This window comes from Aquisalimonas sp. APHAB1-3, assembly GCF_048323695.1.
Taxonomy (GTDB): domain Bacteria; phylum Pseudomonadota; class Gammaproteobacteria; order Nitrococcales; family Aquisalimonadaceae; genus Aquisalimonas.
Genome location: NZ_JBLWFT010000004.1, coordinates 33,372 through 49,885 on the forward strand (window position 1 = coordinate 33,372; position 16,514 = coordinate 49,885).

The 16,514-nt window shown below is 66.9% G+C and carries 18 protein-coding genes; 8 read left to right on the forward strand and 10 right to left on the reverse strand.

The features are described 5' to 3' along the window. Nucleotides 1-33: 33 nt before the first annotated feature. From ACNSTU_RS08380 to tesB, 4 genes are all read left to right on the forward strand, one after another. A complete protein-coding gene (locus ACNSTU_RS08380; protein WP_290637374.1) occupies nt 34-795 on the forward strand; it encodes a class I SAM-dependent methyltransferase in 762 nt (253 codons plus the stop codon). Between the two features lie 19 nt (nt 796-814). After that, entirely contained in the window at nt 815-1,423 is a 609-nt protein-coding gene (locus ACNSTU_RS08385) for a ubiquinone biosynthesis accessory factor UbiJ (RefSeq protein ID WP_290633660.1), read from the forward strand. Beyond that, nucleotides 1,420-3,078: a ubiquinone biosynthesis regulatory protein kinase UbiB gene (gene ubiB, locus ACNSTU_RS08390; protein ID WP_290633661.1), complete on the forward strand. Its 1,659-nt coding sequence runs from the start codon at nt 1,420-1,422 to the stop codon at nt 3,076-3,078. Before ACNSTU_RS08385 ends, ubiB begins: the two co-directional genes overlap by 4 nt. A gap of 94 nt (nt 3,079-3,172) precedes the next feature. Further along, entirely contained in the window at nt 3,173-4,048 is an 876-nt protein-coding gene (gene tesB, locus ACNSTU_RS08395; protein WP_290633662.1) for an acyl-CoA thioesterase II, read from the forward strand. Nucleotides 4,049-4,115: 67 nt separating this feature from the next. Here tesB and ACNSTU_RS08400 read toward each other — a convergent pair whose 3' ends face one another. The 6 genes from ACNSTU_RS08400 to ACNSTU_RS08425 all read right to left on the reverse strand — a co-directional run bounded on the left by ACNSTU_RS08400 (nt 4,116) and on the right by ACNSTU_RS08425 (nt 9,461). Then, a complete protein-coding gene (locus tag ACNSTU_RS08400; protein ID WP_290633663.1) occupies nt 4,116-4,502 on the reverse strand; it encodes a hypothetical protein in 387 nt (128 codons plus the stop codon). A gap of 163 nt (nt 4,503-4,665) precedes the next feature. Beyond that, nucleotides 4,666-5,382: an OmpA/MotB family protein gene (locus ACNSTU_RS08405; protein WP_290633664.1), complete on the reverse strand. Its 717-nt coding sequence runs from the start codon at nt 5,380-5,382 to the stop codon at nt 4,666-4,668. Further along, entirely contained in the window at nt 5,375-6,190 is an 816-nt protein-coding gene (locus ACNSTU_RS08410) for a motility protein A (protein ID WP_290633665.1), read from the reverse strand. The genes ACNSTU_RS08405 and ACNSTU_RS08410 overlap by 8 nt, the downstream gene beginning before the upstream one ends. Before the next feature lie 15 nt (nt 6,191-6,205). Then, nucleotides 6,206-6,958: a divergent polysaccharide deacetylase family protein gene (locus ACNSTU_RS08415; protein WP_418212256.1), complete on the reverse strand. Its 753-nt coding sequence runs from the start codon at nt 6,956-6,958 to the stop codon at nt 6,206-6,208. Further along, complete coding sequence (locus ACNSTU_RS08420; protein ID WP_290632598.1) at nt 6,958-8,259, reverse strand: S41 family peptidase; 1,302 nt, start codon at nt 8,257-8,259, stop codon at nt 6,958-6,960. Before ACNSTU_RS08420 ends, ACNSTU_RS08415 begins: the two co-directional genes overlap by 1 nt. Nucleotides 8,260-8,303: 44 nt before the next feature. Next, nucleotides 8,304-9,461: a murein hydrolase activator EnvC family protein gene (locus ACNSTU_RS08425; protein WP_290637148.1), complete on the reverse strand. Its 1,158-nt coding sequence runs from the start codon at nt 9,459-9,461 to the stop codon at nt 8,304-8,306. Nucleotides 9,462-9,695: 234 nt separating this feature from the next. On the opposite strand from ACNSTU_RS08425, the gene ACNSTU_RS08430 reads away from it, so the two are divergent. Genes ACNSTU_RS08430 through ACNSTU_RS08440 form a run of 3 tightly spaced genes read left to right on the forward strand, consistent with a single transcriptional unit; the run spans nt 9,696 to nt 11,670 of the window. Then, entirely contained in the window at nt 9,696-10,124 is a 429-nt protein-coding gene (locus ACNSTU_RS08430) for a rhodanese-like domain-containing protein (RefSeq protein ID WP_290632602.1), read from the forward strand. Between the two features lie 25 nt (nt 10,125-10,149). After that, entirely contained in the window at nt 10,150-10,662 is a 513-nt protein-coding gene (secB, locus tag ACNSTU_RS08435; RefSeq protein ID WP_418212257.1) for a protein-export chaperone SecB, read from the forward strand. A gap of 6 nt (nt 10,663-10,668) precedes the next feature. Beyond that, nucleotides 10,669-11,670: an NAD(P)H-dependent glycerol-3-phosphate dehydrogenase gene (locus ACNSTU_RS08440; RefSeq protein WP_290632606.1), complete on the forward strand. Its 1,002-nt coding sequence runs from the start codon at nt 10,669-10,671 to the stop codon at nt 11,668-11,670. Nucleotides 11,671-11,679: 9 nt separating this feature from the next. Here the strand turns inward: ACNSTU_RS08440 and ACNSTU_RS08445 are convergent, their stop codons facing one another. Next, nucleotides 11,680-12,144 (reverse strand): tRNA (cytidine(34)-2'-O)-methyltransferase, encoded by a 465-nt coding sequence (locus ACNSTU_RS08445; RefSeq protein ID WP_290632619.1) that lies wholly within the window; start codon nt 12,142-12,144, stop codon nt 11,680-11,682. A gap of 254 nt (nt 12,145-12,398) precedes the next feature. Here ACNSTU_RS08445 and fabG point away from each other — a divergent pair, with 254 nt between their 5' ends. After that, nucleotides 12,399-13,145, forward strand: coding sequence for a 3-oxoacyl-[acyl-carrier-protein] reductase (gene fabG, locus ACNSTU_RS08450; protein WP_290632609.1), 747 nt, complete (start codon nt 12,399-12,401; stop codon nt 13,143-13,145). A 42-nt stretch (nt 13,146-13,187) separates the two neighbouring features. Here fabG and glnG read toward each other — a convergent pair whose 3' ends face one another. From glnG to ACNSTU_RS08465, 3 genes are all read right to left on the reverse strand, one after another. Then, the gene (glnG, locus tag ACNSTU_RS08455) at nt 13,188-14,588 is read right to left on the reverse strand and encodes a nitrogen regulation protein NR(I) (protein WP_418212258.1); all 1,401 of its coding nucleotides are present in this window, start codon (nt 14,586-14,588) and stop codon (nt 13,188-13,190) included. Beyond that, entirely contained in the window at nt 14,572-15,639 is a 1,068-nt protein-coding gene (gene glnL, locus ACNSTU_RS08460) for a nitrogen regulation protein NR(II) (RefSeq protein ID WP_290632613.1), read from the reverse strand. Before glnL ends, glnG begins: the two co-directional genes overlap by 17 nt. A gap of 213 nt (nt 15,640-15,852) precedes the next feature. Next, nucleotides 15,853-16,395 carry a DUF4124 domain-containing protein gene (locus ACNSTU_RS08465; protein ID WP_290632615.1) on the reverse strand — a complete coding sequence of 181 codons (543 nt, stop codon included), beginning with the start codon at nt 16,393-16,395 and terminating at the stop codon, nt 15,853-15,855. Nucleotides 16,396-16,514: the final 119 nt, after the last annotated feature.

Genomic DNA, 16,514 nt, shown 5'->3' on the forward strand with positions numbered 1-16,514 from the left:
ACCATTTGCCGCCATGACACAGGGGTTCCACCCGTGACCAGCAACGCCCGCGATGACGACACCATCGACTTCGGCTACCAGCGCGTCCCGCGCGGGGACAAGGCCCGGCGCGTGGGTGAGGTGTTCAGCTCCGTAGCCAGCCGCTACGACATGATGAACGACCTCATGTCCGCCGGCCTGCACCGGCTTTGGAAGCGCCAGACCATCGCCATGGCGCGTCTGCGCCCCGGACAGCAGATCCTGGATCTGGCCGCGGGCACCGGCGATCTGACCCGGCTCATGGCGCCGAAGGTTGCCCCGGGCGGCCAGGTGGTGGTGACCGACATCAACGACGCCATGCTCGCCGAAGGGCGCTCCCGGATGATCGACTCCGGCCTGGTCAGCGGCATCGATTACGCCCTGGTGAACGCGGAAGCGCTGCCCTTCCCGGCAGCGAGCTTCGACCGCATCACCATCGCCTTCGGCCTGCGCAACGTCACCGACAAGCCCCGCGCGCTCGCGGAGATGCGCCGCGTGCTGCGCCCCGGGGGCTTCGCCCTGATCCTCGAGTTCTCGCAGCTCTACATCAAGCCGCTGCGCCCGCTGTACGACGCCTACTCGTTCCAGGTGCTGCCGCGCATGGGACAGGCCGTCGCCGGGGATGCGGACAGCTACCGCTACCTGGCGGAATCCATCCGCATGCACCCGGATCAGGCGACCCTGCGGGACATGATGCTCGAGGCCGGCCTCGAGGACTGCGACTACACCAATCTCAGCGGTGGCATCGTTGCCATTCACCGGGGCTACCGGTACTGAGTCACGCGGGAGGTTGAGCATGGCATCTCTCGGTCTGCTGCTGGGCCCCGCCAGCCACATCGTCAACCGGATTCTGCACATGGACCCGGAGCTCCAGGGACGGCTGACCCCGCTGCTGGAGCGCCGCCTCCGTCTGCAGCTCACGGCCCCCGAGATGACCGTGACGGTCACGTTCACCAGCGAGGGTCTGACTCTAGCCGAGGCGGCCGACGAGGCGGCGGACGTGGTCGTCACCGGCACCGCCGGTGACCTGCTGGCCATGGCGCGCGACCCGGATGCGGCCGGCGGCCGGCTGCGGTTCGAGGGTGATCCGGCAGTGGCCCAGCAGGCGCGACGCTTTTTCCGTGAGCTGGACGTGGACTGGGAAGAAGCCCTTGCCGACCACCTCGGCGACGTGGCGGCACACCAGATCGGCCGCGCCGTGCGCGGTGTGAACGACTGGTTCCGGCACGGCGCCGAGGCCGCGGGCAGCGGCGTGGCGGAGTACCTGACCGAGGAACAGCGCCAGCTTCCCGCTCGCCCGGAAGTGGAGGCCTTTCTGGACGACGTGGACCGCCTGCGGGCGGACGCCGACCGGCTGGAAGCCCGCATCAAGCATCTGGAACGGCAACGGAGGCCGGCGGAATGATCCGGCGACTCCTGCGCCTCGCCCACATCAACTGGGTGCTGGTGAAGCACGGTCTCGACGACGTGATTCTCGCCACGCGGGTGATGCGGCCGCTGCGATGGACCCTCTACATCATGCCCTGGAACTGGGTTCGCCGGTCGCGGGGGAGTCACGGCGAGCGCATCCGGCTCGCCCTGGAGGAACTGGGGCCCATCTTCGTTAAGTTCGGTCAGATCCTCTCCACCCGACGGGACCTGCTGCCTCCGGACATCGCTGAAGAACTGGCGCGGCTGCAGGACCGAGTACCGCCGTTCCCCGCCGCCGACGCCCGCCGCATCATCGAGCGCTCCTACGGCGCGCCCATCGACACGGTATTCGCGCGCTTCGACGACACGCCCATCGCATCGGCATCCATCGCCCAGGTCCACGGCGCCCGGCTGCTGGATGGCCAGGAGGTGGTGGTCAAGGTGGTGCGCCCGGACATCGAGCCGGTGATCCGCCGCGATCTCGACCTCATGTACACCTTCGCCGGCCTGACCCAGCGCTACTGGAGTCACGGCCGGCGTCTGCGTCCGCGGGAGGTGGTCTCGGAGTTCGAGAAAACCCTCCTGGACGAGCTGGACCTGATGCGCGAGGCCGCCAACGCCTCGCAGCTGCGGCGCAATTTCCAGGATTCCAGCCTGCTCTACGTCCCCGGCGTTCACTTCCACCTCACCACCGCCCAAGTGATGGTGATGGAGCGCATCGCCGGCATTCCGGTGAATCACGTCGAGACCCTGCGCGCGCACGACGTCAACATGCGCCGCCTGGCCGAGAAAGGCGTGGAGATCTTCTTCACCCAGGTGTTCCGCGACAGCTTCTTCCACGCCGACATGCACCCCGGCAACATCTTCGTGGATCCGACGAACCCGGACGACCCGCGCTACATCGCCGTGGACTTCGGCATCGTCGGCAGTCTGGGGCCGGTGGACCACCGCTATCTGGCCGAGAATTTCCTCGCCTTTTTCAATCGCGACTACCGCCGCGTGGCGGAGCTGCACGTGGAGTCCGGCTGGGTGCCTCCGGAGACGCGCGTGGAGGAATTCGAGGCGGCCATGCGCACGGTGTGCGAGCCGATCTTCGAGCGGCCGCTGCGGGAGATCTCGTTCGGTGCTCTGCTGATGCGCCTGTTCCAGACGGGGCGACGCTTCGACATGGAGATCCAGCCCCAGCTGGTGCTGCTGCAGAAGACGCTGCTCAACATCGAGGGGCTGGGGCGCCAACTCTACCCGGAACTGGACCTGTGGCGCACCGCCAAGCCCCACATGGAGCAGTGGATGCGCAGCCAGCTCGGCATCGGCGCCGTGGTGCGCAATATCCAGCGCGAACTGCCGCACTGGGGCGAGGAGCTGCCGCGCATGCCGCAGCGCATTCTTGAGGCTCTGGAAGCGGCCCACGACACCCGCCGGCAAATGGACGAACAGCGTCGGGAGCTGGAGCGGCTGCGCAGCGATCTCGGGCGGCTGGGCGCACGCCGTGACGGCACGCTGACCGCAGGCCTGGTGTTCGCGGCGGCGGTGGTCGTCCCCATGGCCGGGCTTGCCGCCGGCCCCGTGCTGGCAGGCGTCCCGGCACTCAGCTGGGGGCTTGGGGCGACCGGTATCGGCATTCTCGGCGTGAGCTGGCTACGGCGGTGAGAACCCCGCAGTTCTGGTATTCTTGGCCGTTTTCAATCATCCGAACGCGTAACGGACCGGCCCGGGCCGCCCGGGTTCAACGGTGGGGGCAGGCATGAACGCACAACTAGACAAACTGGTCGGGCTGCTGGATCTGGAGCAACTGGAAACCAACCTGTTCCGCGGCGAGAGCCGGCACATCGTTGGCACGCGCGTGTTCGGCGGTCAGGTGCTCGGGCAGGCGCTGGTCGCGGCCGGCCGCACGGTGGACGCGGACCGCTTTGCCCATTCACTGCACGCCTACTTCCTGCGCGCCGGGGATGCCAACGCCCCGATCGTCTACGACGTGGAGCGCGCCCGTGACGGCGGCAGCTTCAACACGCGCCGGATCGTCGCCATTCAGCATGGGCGCCCCATCTTCAACATGTCGGTGTCGTTCCAGATCCAGGAGGAAGGCTACGACCACCAGCTCGACATGCCGGAGGACATTCCCGCACCGGACGACGTGGAATCCGAGCTGGAGATCATGGAGCGCAACCGCGAGCGGCTGCCGGAGAAGTTCCGGGAGGCATCCACCCGTGCGCGGCCCATCGAGATCCGCCCCATCGACCCCGAAGACCCCATGGACCCGGAGCCGGTGGCGCCGTTCCGCAACTCGTGGATTCGTGCCCAGGGCGCGCTGCCGGACGACGATACCGTCCATCGTGCGCTGCTGGCCTACGCGTCGGATTTCCGCCTGCTCGGCACCGCACTGCTGCCACACGGCCGCACCATCTTTCAGGAACAGACGCAGATGGCCAGCCTGGATCACGCCATGTGGTTCCACCGGCCATTTCGCATGGACGACTGGCTGCTGTATCACATGGACAGCCCCAGCGCCTCCAATGCCCGCGGCTTCACACGCGGGCACATTTTCAACCGCGATGGCGCGCTAGTGGCGTCGGTGGTGCAGGAAGGGCTGATCCGGCCGCTGGATCGCGACGAGGGCTGACTTCGGGGGGCGTACGGTGCGCGGCATGGCATGGGCACGCACCCTGTCCGCGGGCACGGCGCGCGGCTCAGTAGTTGCGGATGGACACCGACAGGCCGATTTGGTCGTCGTCGCACTCCATGGCGCGGCTGTAGGCATCGACCACGGCGCTGGTCCCGGGGAGATCATCCTCGCACAACGCCGGCACGATGGGGCCGACCCGGAACCCGCTGCCGGCGCGGCTGGATTTGGCCGCCAGGCCGTTGGTGCTGCCTGATGCCCCGTAGTAGACCGCAGCCGCCCGCTGTTCTGTCCCGGGCTGGCCCTGAAGCAGCCAGTCGTCCGCACTCAGTCGCAGGTCGAGGTTCAGGGGCTGCTGCTGGTACGCGTGCGTGGGCACGAGTCCCCCGGCACCGGCGCTTCCAGCGCCCAGCACCGCGATCATCAGCCCGATCTGCAGCCCTTGTCGATGCATCGTCTACCTAAATCGTCACCAGCCGGCGGAGGCACGCGCCCGGCAGCTGTGGTAGCAGCAATCAGCCTAGGTTCCCGTACCAAGGAGTGGTTGCATTGTAACGACACGTCGCGGTGCAACATAGTGGCGCATGTCACATTTTCCGGCATGCGCCGCAGCGCGGTCACGGCAACTCGCGCTGGTGCATGATCAGGTCCACCCGCCGGTTCGCCGCACGCCCGGGGATGTTGGTGTTGGGAGCCACCGGGTCGGTGTCGGCCCGCCCCACCGCACGCATGCGCGAGGCCTCGACACCGGCGCCCTCCAGATACCGCAGCACGCGGGTGGCGCGGGCCGTGGACAGCTCCCAGTTGGAGGGGAACGACTCGGTGGCGATGGGGACGTTGTCGGTATGGCCTTCCACGGAAATGGGGCCGTCATGCGCCCGCAGGATCTCGACCACCCCGTCCAGCACCGCCAGGCCGTCGTCGGTCAGACTGGCCTGACCGGATTGGAAGAGCAGGTTGTCCTGGATGCGCAGGCTGATGCGATCCGCTTCTTCGATGATCTCCACGCCTTCGGCGGTCATGTCGGTGCCGGTCGCCGCAGTCTCAGCCGATTCGGGTTGCGGCGACGGGACCGGCTCAGCGGGAACCATGGACAGGGGCAGCATGAGCGAGTCCGGCAGCACCCGTGGCGAGTGGGGCGTCCCCGGCTCCAGGTCCGCAAACGCGAGCAGGACGATGAACAGCACCAGCAGCAGCGTCATGACGTCCAGATAAGTCAGCAGCCACCCGGTCTCGTCGTCGCTGTCCCGCGCCGTGGGTTCCAGCAGGTCCGGACGGAATCGTCCGGCAGCCCCCGTCCGCCCCCGGCGGGCGCCCGCGAGGTCACTAGCCATTGGGCCCGGCTCCCCGCGTTGCGGGATCGCGGCCCGGGGCCTCCCGGATCTCGTCCTGATACTCCGCCATGAACGACTTCAGCGTCTCGCGCACAAAGGCCGGATTGCGTTTCTGGCAGATGAGCGCCACCCCTTCCAGCACCATGTTCATGGCGATCAGGCGCTCTTCGGTCCGGCGCTCGAGCTTCACGGCAACGGGCTTGAATACGAGATTCGCCAGCAGGATGCCGTAGAAGGTCGTCAGCAGGGCAATGGCCATATGCTGGCCGATCACCGTCATGTCGCTGGTCTCCAGGACGAACAGCATGTTGATCAGCCCCACCAGGGTGCCGATCATGCCGAAGGCGGGCGCGAAGGTGGCAATGGACCGGAACATCTGCGCCTCGGCGTGCTCGCGGGTGCGCAGACGGGCGATGCGCCAGCGCAGCAGGTCCAGAATGTCGTCCTCGGGGGTACCGTCGATCACGAGCTGCACACCGGTGCGCAGGAACGGGTTCCGCACCCGGTCCAGGGCGCGTTCCACGGCGCGCAGGTCGTTGCGAAACCACAGGCGCGCCATCTGCACCAACTCGTCCATGTCGTCCCGGGTGTAGAGGCGCTCGTTGCGGAACACGATGCCCAACAGCCCGAACACCCGTACCACTTCGCGCAGGGGGTAGCTGATGAACGTGGCCGCCAGGGTGCCGCCGATGACGATCCCGAGGCCGGGCAGGTTGATGTAGGCCACCGGATCCTCGGCCGCGAACAGCAGCACGGCCGCCAGAAGGCCGATGCCGAAGATCATCCCGATCAGGGTTGACGGGTTCATTACTGCCCTCCTTTGCTACCGGCCATTGCGCCGTCCGTAGAGCTCCTCCAGTCCGACCAGCTCGACGCCGTAGGCGTCGGCGAGTTCCTCCAGCCGCTCTTCGAGCACATCGAGCGTCTCCGGGTAGGGATGCCCGATACCCACGGCGGTGCCGTCGCGGCGCGCCTGCCGTAACAACAGCCGGAGCTGCCGGTCGATGGCTTCCGGGTCGCGGTAGTGGTCCAGAAAGACATCCCGCTCCAGGGCGGGAAGATCGGCTTCACGGGCCATCTGCTTGCCGACGGTATCGGGCGACGTGCGGCTGTCGAGAAACAGCAGCCCGCCCGCCTCCGCGAGAATCTCCATGAGCCAGGTCATGTGCCCCGGGTGCTGCGTCAGGAGGCTGCCCATGTGGTTGTTCACCGCCGCCACGTGCGGAATGGCATCGAGGTTCTCCTCAACCACGTCCCGGAAGCGCTCCGGGGTCATGTCCAGGGTCACCCCGCCGGGACCCAGTTCGCCGCCGTTGAGAGCCTCCATGGGCAGGTGCAGCATGACGTCCTTGCCGGCACGGTGGCACGCCCGTGCCTGGCGCGGCGCGTGGGGCGTGTGCGGCAGGAATGCGCAGACCACGGGGACCGTCAGGTCGGCGACGCGCTGACCTTCCAGCGGCCGGTCGCCCATGTCGTCAATGACGATGGTGGCTGCCGGCCGGGGCTCCGCCCCGGCCGGCAGCAGGGCGGGGGCCACCAGGCAGACGCCCGCCACAAGGGCCCACAACCTCCGCATTAGTCCACGGCTCCCTGCCCCTGGAGAATGGTCAGCCCCTTCAGAAGGTTGAGCGCCTCGTAGATGGCGTAGTCGTCACGGGCGATCTCGCGGCGACGCTCGCGGGCGTCTTCATCCGGGTCGCGCTCGACGCCTTCCTCGAGTTGCTGCTCCAGCGCCTCATCGGCCTCGTCGCCGTCGTCGTGGGCGACGCGCAGTCCGTCATCAACAATGACATCGGGGGTAATGCCGTCCTCCTCAATGGAACGGCCCGACGGCGTATAGTAACGCGCGGTGGTGAGCTTCACGGCGGATCCGCCCTCGAGCGGCAGCACACTCTGCACCGAGCCCTTGCCGAAGGTGTTGGCGCCCATGAGCACGGCGCGCCGGTGGTCCTGCAGGGCGCCGGCGACGATCTCGGAAGCGGAGGCCGAGCCGCTGTTCACCAGCACGACGATGGGCGCGCCACCGAGCACGTCGTTGGGGGTGGCGTCGAACTCCATCATCGCCCGGTCACGACGGCCTTCCGTGTAGACGATGCGGCCCTCGCGCAGGAACGCGTCGGCCACGGCCACGGACGCCTGAAGAACGCCACCCGGGTTGTTGCGCAGGTCCAGGACCAGACCCTGCAGCGGCGCCTTCCCTTCCCCGTTGAGTTCATCCAGTGCCTCCAGCAGCTGTGGCCCGGTGCGCGACTGGAACTGGCTGATGCGCACGTAACCGAAGCCGTCCTCGAGCATGCGCGCCCGCACGCTGGTCACCCGGATGATGTCCCGCTCGATGGTCACGGTCACGGGGCCGTCCTCGCCCTCGCGAACCACGGTCAGTTCGATCTCCGTACCCGGCTCGCCGCGCATCTGGCGCACGGCGTCGTTGAGGCTCATGCCCTTGGTGGACTCGCCGTCGATGCGGATGATCATGTCGCCTGCCTGCATACCGGCACGCTGGGCGGGGGTGTCATCGATGGGGGCGATGACCTTGACGAAGCCATCCTCACGCCCGACCTCCAGTCCCAGACCACCGAACTCGCCGCGGGTACCGGACTGCAGCTCCTCGAATTCGTCGGGCTTCATGTAGCTGGAGTGCGGGTCGAGCCCCTCCAGCATGCCGCGGATGGCGTCCTCGATGAGTTCACCCGCGGAGATCTCGTCCACATAATCCGAGCGGATGCGCGAGAACACCTCGCTGAACGTGCGCAGCTGCTCCAACGGCAGGTCGACGGACGCACCGGAGCGATCCGCAACCACGCTGGTGGCCAGTGTCCCGGTGACACCGAGAATGACCCCCGCGGCCACCGCGAGCAGCGTTTTCCTGACATGCATGGCGTTCTCCCGCCTGTTGGCTTCGGCCCGTTCCGACTGCAGCGCTAGGGGCTGTTTCCGTCGAGCCACTGCAAGGGATCCTCCGGCTGACCCTGGACGCGGAGCTCGAAATAGAGCCCCGCGTTATCCCGCCCGCCGGTATCACCGACCCGGGCGACAACGTCGCCGGCATCCACCCAGTCGCCCACGTCCTTGTAGAGGCTCTCGTTGTAGCCGTAAAGCGTCATGTAGCCATCGCCGTGATCGATGATCAATAGTAACCCGAGACCGCGCAGCCAGTCTGCGAACACGATCCGGCCATGAGACACCGCCTCCACCGGCGTGCCACGATCGGCGCGCACGAGCAGGCCGCGCCATTCGCCGCCGCCGTTGCGGCTGTCGCCGTAGCGGGCCGCGAGGCTGCCGCCGGCAGGCCAGGGCAGCGCACCGTGCTGATCCTGGAAAGGGGTGCGGTCCAGGTCCTCGTCCGTGATATCGGTCAGGGCGTCCTGGAGGTCATCCACCAGCGCCTGCAGCTCCTCTTCGTCCTCGGCCAGGCGCTCCAGGCGCTCCTGATCATCACCAATGGCCGCCTCCACCTGTTGCAACACCGCCTCACGGTCCTGGCGCTGCTGGGCCAGCTCCCGGCGCTCCACCTCCTGCTCGTGGCGAACCGCCTCAAGGCGGTCGACCTCGGTCTGCAGCTCCGCGCGCATCTCGCGATAGTCCTCCATGGCCGCCATGGCCGTCCGGATTCGGTCCGAGCGCGCACGACCGATGTAGTCGAAATAGATCAGCAGACGGTCCAGGGCCGCCGGATCCTCCTGGTTCAGAATGAGTTTCAGGTACTCCTGACGCCCGCTGGCATAGGCATCACGGATCTCCTCGCGCAGCACGTCGCGGTGGCTGGCGACGGCCTGGCGCTCGGCCTCGACGGCGTCCCGCAGCTCATCCACACGCGCCTCCCTCTCGGCGAGCTGGTCGTCCAGCTCGTCCAGTCGGCGGACGGCCGCGCCGATGGCCTGTTCCAGCGAGCGCAGGTCGGCAACCACGGCATCCCGCTGCTCCTGGCGCTCGGCGAGGCCGGATTCAATGGCGGCGATGCGCTCCCGCAGGGCTTCGAGCTCCTCGGCGCGCTGCTGGTAATCGTCTGCCGAGGCAGTACCGGTGATCGCAGCGAGCAGGGCCGGCAGAACAATCCGTTGCAGTCTGGGAATGGGCAAGGGCACACCTGGTCGAGGGCATTCGGACACTGCACGGGAACCGGGGTCGCCACGGGGCGATTCACGGAACCGGAGGCGCCTGTATAATACGGCGTTTTCGGGTTGGGCGGCCAGCGCACTGACGACGCCGATTGGCAGCCCGGCGCCAAGCCGCTACCCTGACGCGCTGGTCCACGGTCACGGGAACCGTGGCCGGCTCCGCTTTCTCCAGAGACTCACCAGGACAACTACCGTATGGATCGCCTGCTCGAATTCGTCGTCAACAACTGGGTGATTTTCCTCGCACTGCTGCTGGTAGTGGTGTGGATCATCTCCACCGAAGTCGCGCGCATGACGCGTGGCGTCAAGCCCTTGGATACAAATGAAGCCACCCGGCTCTATAATCGCGAGGACGCGCTGTTCGTCGATGTGCGCAGCGAAGCGGATTTCGCCAAGGGCCACCTGCCCGGGGCGATCAACGTGCCCAACGGCAACGTGGACCAGCGCCACAAGCGCCTGCAGAAACACAAGAGCAAGCCGGTCATCGTCTATTGTGCCCAGGGCATGCAGTCGGCCAAGGCGGGCAAGCAGCTCAAGGAGGCCGGGTTCGAGCAGGTCCACCAGCTCCGGGGGGGGTACCTGAGCTGGCAGGACGCCAACCTGCCCATTCACACCAAATCCTGAAGTCGGCATTACGGGAGTCGTTACCATGGCAGAAGATCAGGCCGCAGGAGCAGGCCAGCAGCAGGAGAACAAGCAGCAGTTCGGCATCCGCAAGATCTACGTCCGCGACATGTCGTTCGAGGTGCCCAGCGCCCCGGCGGTGTTCAGCGGCGAGTGGAAGCCCGAGGTCAGCGTTGACCTGGACACGCGCAATACGCAGATCGCCGAGAACACGTACGAGACCGTGGTGCGCGTCACCGTCACCGCGAAACAGGGTGACAAGACGGCATACCTCTGCGAAGTGGAGCAGGGCGGCATCTTCGTGCTCTCCGGATTCGACGAGAAGACCCTGGATGCGCTGCTCGGCAGCTACTGTCCGGCACAGCTCTTCCCCTACGCCCGGGAAGCGGTATCCGATATGGTCACCAAGGGCGGTTTCCCGCAGATGGTGCTGGCCCCGGTGAACTTCGAGGCCCTCCATATGCAGCGCCGCCGCAAGCAGCAGGAACAGCAGCAGGGCGCCAGTGGTCAGAGCGGTGACGGTCAGGCCGGGAACTGAGACACCATGACGACGCAGCTGCCAATTGCCGTTCTCGGGGCCGGGTCGTGGGGCACGGCCCTCGCCCTGGTTCTGGCGCACAACGGTGTCCCGGTCCGCCTCTGGGGTCACGACCCGGCGCACATGGCCGAACTGGCAAAGGCGCGCTGCAATGCCCGCCACCTCCCGGACGCACCGTTCCCGGAGATGCTGACGCCCACGGACTCCCTGACAGGCGCCATCGACGGCGCGGGCGATCTGCTACTCGTCGTGCCAAGCCACGGGTTCCGGTCGCTGGTGGAGGCACTTGCACCGACCCTGGGTGAAGGCGTCCGCATCGCCTGGGCCACCAAGGGCCTGGAGGCGGAATCCGGGGGGCTGCTGCACCAGGTGGTGGAATCCCTGCTGCCGGGCCGGCCAACGGCGGTCCTGTCCGGTCCCAGCTTCGCCCGAGAAGTGGCCGCCGGTTTGCCCACGGCGGTAACCATCGCCTCCCGGGACGACGGCTTCGCGGCCGATCTGGCAGCCGCCTTCCATGGTGACCAGTTCCGTCCCTACACGAGCCGCGACATTATCGGTGTGGAGTTGGGCGGCGCCGTCAAGAACGTCCTCGCGGTGGCCACGGGCATCGCCGATGGGCTGGGGCTCGGCGCCAATACCCGGGCCGGTCTGATCACCCGCGGCCTGGCCGAAGTGGTACGGCTTGGCGAGGCCATGGGTGCGGAGTCCCGCACCTTCATGGGGCTGTCCGGCGTGGGCGACCTGATCCTAACATCCACCGACGATCAGTCCCGCAACCGACGGCTCGGTCTGGCGCTGGGTCGAGGGCAATCGGTCTCGGACGCTGTCGCGGAGATCGGCCAGACGGTGGAGAGCGTGCGTACGGCCGCAGAAGTGCATGCCCTGGCCAGGGCGCAGGGCGTGGAAATGCCCATCTGCGAGCAGGTGCATGCGGTAGTGAACGAGCAGCGCCCGGCCCGGGAGGCGCTGGAACAGCTCATGGCGCGGGCGCGCAAGTCGGAGTTCTGACCCCGCCGCTCACTCCCCGCCCGGAAACCCCAGCTGTCGCCACGCTTCGAAGACCGTTACGGCCACGGCGTTGGAGAGGTTGATGCTGCGGCTGCCCGGCTGCATCGGCAGGCGCAGCCGGTCCCGCTCCGGAAAACGCGCCAGGACGTCGTCCGGCAATCCAGCGGTTTCCCGTCCGAACAGCAGCGCATCCCCGGCCGCAAATGCGGTGTCGAACACGCGCCCCGTGCCTCGAGTGGTGAGTGCATAGCACCGTGGCGGTGCAACCGCCGCCAGACACGTATCCAGATCCGGGTGCAGGTGGATGCGCGACCATTCGGCGTAGTCCAGTCCCGCGCGCCGCATGCGGGCATCATCCAGGGTAAACCCCAGCGGCTCCACCAGGTGCAGCGCCATACCGGTGTTGGCGCACAGGCGTATGGCGTTGCCGGTGTTCGGGGGGATTTCGGGCGAGAGCAGGATCACGTGCAGCATGGCGGGATTCTCGCCCCCGGCGGAGCGGCTGTCCATATCACGATGCCGGGATTCCGGGCTATGCTCACAGGACGGGGTGTGGGGTGGAGATCAACCGTAACTAAAGGGGTTGCCAGCACCGGGTTACAGACCCGACCATGCCTCTAGGGGCCGCATACCCGGAAAGGCCAGCGGATGGGCTCCGGGATCGTGGCCGCGCTCAGGCTTTACTGCTCAATAGAATCGATAAAACCGAAACCGAGAGGAGTTGGATCATGATGCGACGTCTGGATAATCAGGTTGCCATCGTCACCGGCGGGTCCCGCGGGATTGGACGGGCCATCGCGCTGGAGCTGGCCTCCCTGGGAGCGAAAGTGGCAATCAACTACCGCGGCGGCCAGAAGGAGGCCGAGAAGGTCGCCGAGGAGATCCGCGAGCACGGCACGGAAGCGCTGGTGCTGCAGGCGGATGTCAGCAAGAAAGACCAGGCGCGGGGTCTGGTCACCCAGACGATTGATCACTGGGGACGTCTGGACATTCTGGTCAACAACGCCGGGATCACCAAAGACAAAACCATGAAAAAGCTCACCGATGACGACTGGGAAGACGTCATCAACACCAACCTGAACAGCGTCTACTACACCGTCAGCGCGGCGCTGCCCACAATGCAGGACCAGCAGTACGGACGCATCATCAACATCAGTTCGTTCGTGGGCCAGGCGGGCAACTTCGGCCAAAGCAACTACTCGGCCAGCAAGGGCGGCATCATCGCCTTCACGAAGAGCGCCGCCCAGGAAGTGGCGAAGAACAACATCACCATCAACGCCATCGCCCCCGGCTTCACGCTGACGGAGATGCTGGCCCAGGTGCCCGAGAACATCCAGGAGAAGATTCTCGCCAAGATCCCCATGGGCCGTTTCGGTCAGCCCCAGGAGATCGCGCGTGCCGTGGTTTTCCTGGCAGCGGACGGTGATTACATCACCGGCCAGCAAATCAACGTCAACGGTGGCGTCTACATGTAAGCCACGCATCCGGGGCCGGCGGAAACCCGTCGGCCCCGGCGCTCAGAATCCCATGTCCAGTTCCTTGATCTTGCGGGTCAGGGTGTTGCGCCCCCAGCCAAGCAGGCGCGCCGCCTCCTGCCGTCGACCGCCGGTGGCGCGGATCGCCACTTCGATCATGATGCGCTCGAATCGCGGTGTCGCATGATCGAGAATGTGCTCCTCGCCCCGCGCCAGCGCCCGCTCGGCCCAGACGGCCAGTGATTCCTCCCAGTCGTCGGCGCTGCTCTCCACCATCTTGTCCTGGCGCAGTTCCGGTGGCAGATCCTCCATGTGGATCTCCTTGCCGTTGGCCATCACGGTCAACCAGCGGCAGGTGTTCTCCAGTTGGCGCACGTTGCCCGCCCAGGTGAGCCCCATGAGGAACCGCTCCACCTCGGGTCGCAGCTGCTTCGCCTCGACGTTGAGATCCTCGGCCGCCCCCTGGAGGAAGAAGCGCGCCAGCTTGGGGATGTCCTCGCGCCGCTCGCGCAGGGCGGGCAGATGGATGCGGATGACGTTGAGCCGGTGGAACAGGTCCTCACGGAAGGTGCCCTCGGCGACACGCGACTCGAGATCCTGGTGTGTCGCGGCAATGATGCGCACATCCACCGTGCGGGGCGTGTGCCCGCCAACGCGATAGAACTCGCCATCAGCCAGCACTCGCAACAGACGGGTCTGTAGCTCCGCCGGCATATCGCCGATCTCGTCGAGGAACAGCGTGCCGCCGTCCGCCTGCTCGAAGCGCCCCTGACGGGTCTGCTGCGCACCGGTAAAGGCACCCTTCTCGTGGCCGAACAGCTCGGATTCCATGAGGTCACGCGGGATGGCAGCCATGTTCAGCGCCACGAACGGCCTGTCGCGGCGGGGGCTGTGGCGGTGAAGCGCCTGGGCCACCAGCTCCTTGCCGGTACCCGACTCGCCGTTGATCAGCACGGTGATGTTGGACGAGGACAAGCGACCGATGGCACGGAAGACCTCCTGCATGGCCGGCGCTTCACCGATGATCTCCGGGTTCTCTTCGCCCGCGTGCAACCCCCCGGCAGCCGTCTCGTGGGCGCTCTGCAAGGCCTTGCGCACCAGGTCCACCGCTTCGTCCACGTCGAAGGGCTTGGGCAGATACTCGAAAGCGCCGCCCTTGTAGGCGGATACGGCGGCATCCAGGTCGGAGTGCGCCGTGATGACGATCACCGGCAGATCGGGCCAGCGCTGTTGGACGCGCTCCAGCAAGGCGAGACCATCAATTCCCGGCATGCGGATATCCGTGACCAGGACTCCGGGTCGCTGCTCGGCGAGCGCGCCCAGCGCGGCATCCCCGGTCTCGAAGCTGCGCGCCTGCAGGCCAGCCTGGCGCAGGGCCTTGTCCAGCACCCAGCGGATTGACCGGTCGTCATCGACGAGCCAAACGTCATCCTTCGTTGTCATCGTCCGCCTCCAGAGGCAACCACAAGGTAAATTCCGTGTGTCCGGGCTCGCTCCAGCACTCGATCAGGCCACCGTGCTGGTGGATCAGGGTCTGGGCGATGGAGAGGCCAAGCCCTGTGCCCTCGGCCCGTCCCGTGACCATGGGATAGAAGATGCGGTCTTGGAGATCTTTGGGAATGCCGGGCCCGGTGTCGATGATGTCCACGCGCACCACCAGCCGGTGGGGGACATCCGCAATGGTGAACTGCCGCTGCGTGCGGGTACGCAGCGTGATGCTCCCGGTGCCGTCCAGCGACTGCAAGGCGTTGCGCGCGATGTTCAGCGTTGCCTGAATGAGCTGATTGGGCTCAGCCAGGAGGGTCGGGATGCTCGGGTCGTAGTCCCGGTGGATGGTGACCCCCTCAGGGGCCTCCGCAACCACCAGGCCACGGACGCGCTCCAGCACCTCGTGGATGTTGGTCTCCTGCTTCTCCACATGCTTGCTGGGGCCAAGCAGGCCGTTCACCAGGGTACGCAGCCGATCGGCCTCCTCGATGATGATCTGGGTGTACTCCCGCAGTTCCGGCGCTTGCAGCTCGCGGTGGAGCAGCTGCGCGGCACCGCGCAGCCCGCCCAGCGGATTCTTCACCTCGTGGGCCAGGCCGCGCAGCAGATGGCGGGTGGCGTGATTCTGGTTGATCAGATTCTGCTCGCGGGTAATGCGCAGCCTGCGGTCCAGCTCACTCACCTCGAGCAACACTTCGTCGTGGCTCACCGGTGTAACGGTGAGGTCCACGGTCATGCGCCGGTCGGGAGAGACCTCCAGCGATAGCTCCCGGTTGGTGAACGGCTCACCGGTTTCGATGGCGTTGCGGGCCGCGGATTCGAGCGCACGCACGCAGGGGGTGGTGTGCGATGGCAGCCGCTGGCCCGTGACCTGACGGGCACTGACGGCAAACATCACCTGCGCGGCACCGTTGATGTAACGCACGCAATTGTCTGCGCCCATGAGGAGCACGGCATTGCTCATGTGCTCCAGTGCGCGCTCGGCGGGTGTGGACTGTGGCGGCATGGTCATGTCCATAGGAAAGCAAAAAGCAAACCACAATGGCCCTGAACCGCGTTACGCGATGAGTGGGAGAGGGAAAAGCCCGCCAGTTCAGTGCCTTGTGGGGCAAGGCTCGGCATTGGTGCGAATGGCGTCGCGCCGTAGCGGCGCGTCTGCACCATCACCGTGCCCCATTATGGTGCATCCACGATCGGGGTCAATCAGGGGCGCGACGGCTCAGGGGTTCGGGCCCGGACCCTGCCGGCCCGGCAGCAGACGTGACGCCTGGTGCATGTAGAAGGTCACCGGTTCGGTTTCGGCGATGACCGCGCCGGCTTCGTTGAGCACCCGCGCCGCCACCTGATGCTCACCCCGATGCACTTCCGTGAGGCGGGCCTCGAGGGATCGGGACGGCTCTCCCTGCGGTTCGCCGTTGAAGAGAAACTGCACGCGGTGCTCCGCCCGCAATGCGGGGCTGAGCTCGAGCTGCACGTCCACGAGCCCCTGGTTGTCCCGCACGGTTCCCTCGTCCGTGGGGTGGACGATGCGCACATGGTCGTAGCGGGATCCGTTATCGCCGTTATCGCCGGAAGCGGAGGGGTCGCCGGAGGGTCGCCGCGGCGTCTCGAAGCGGTAGGACGAATCCGGGGCGGTGCGCTCCAGGCGTTCCGCGCCTTCGCGTGGCTCGTCGGAGTAAACGACATTGCCATCCTCATCCACCCACTTGTAGATGTCCGCAGTGGCCACCAGGGGCAGGAAGAGGCCGATGAGGGCGATCACGATCCGTGTTCTCATACCACGGAATGTAGCACGCGGGGCAGCGGGCCGGGAGGGGGCGACAGCCCAACGAAAAAGCCCCGGCCACAAGGGCCGGGGCCAGTGCCGGATCGGCTCGGGAA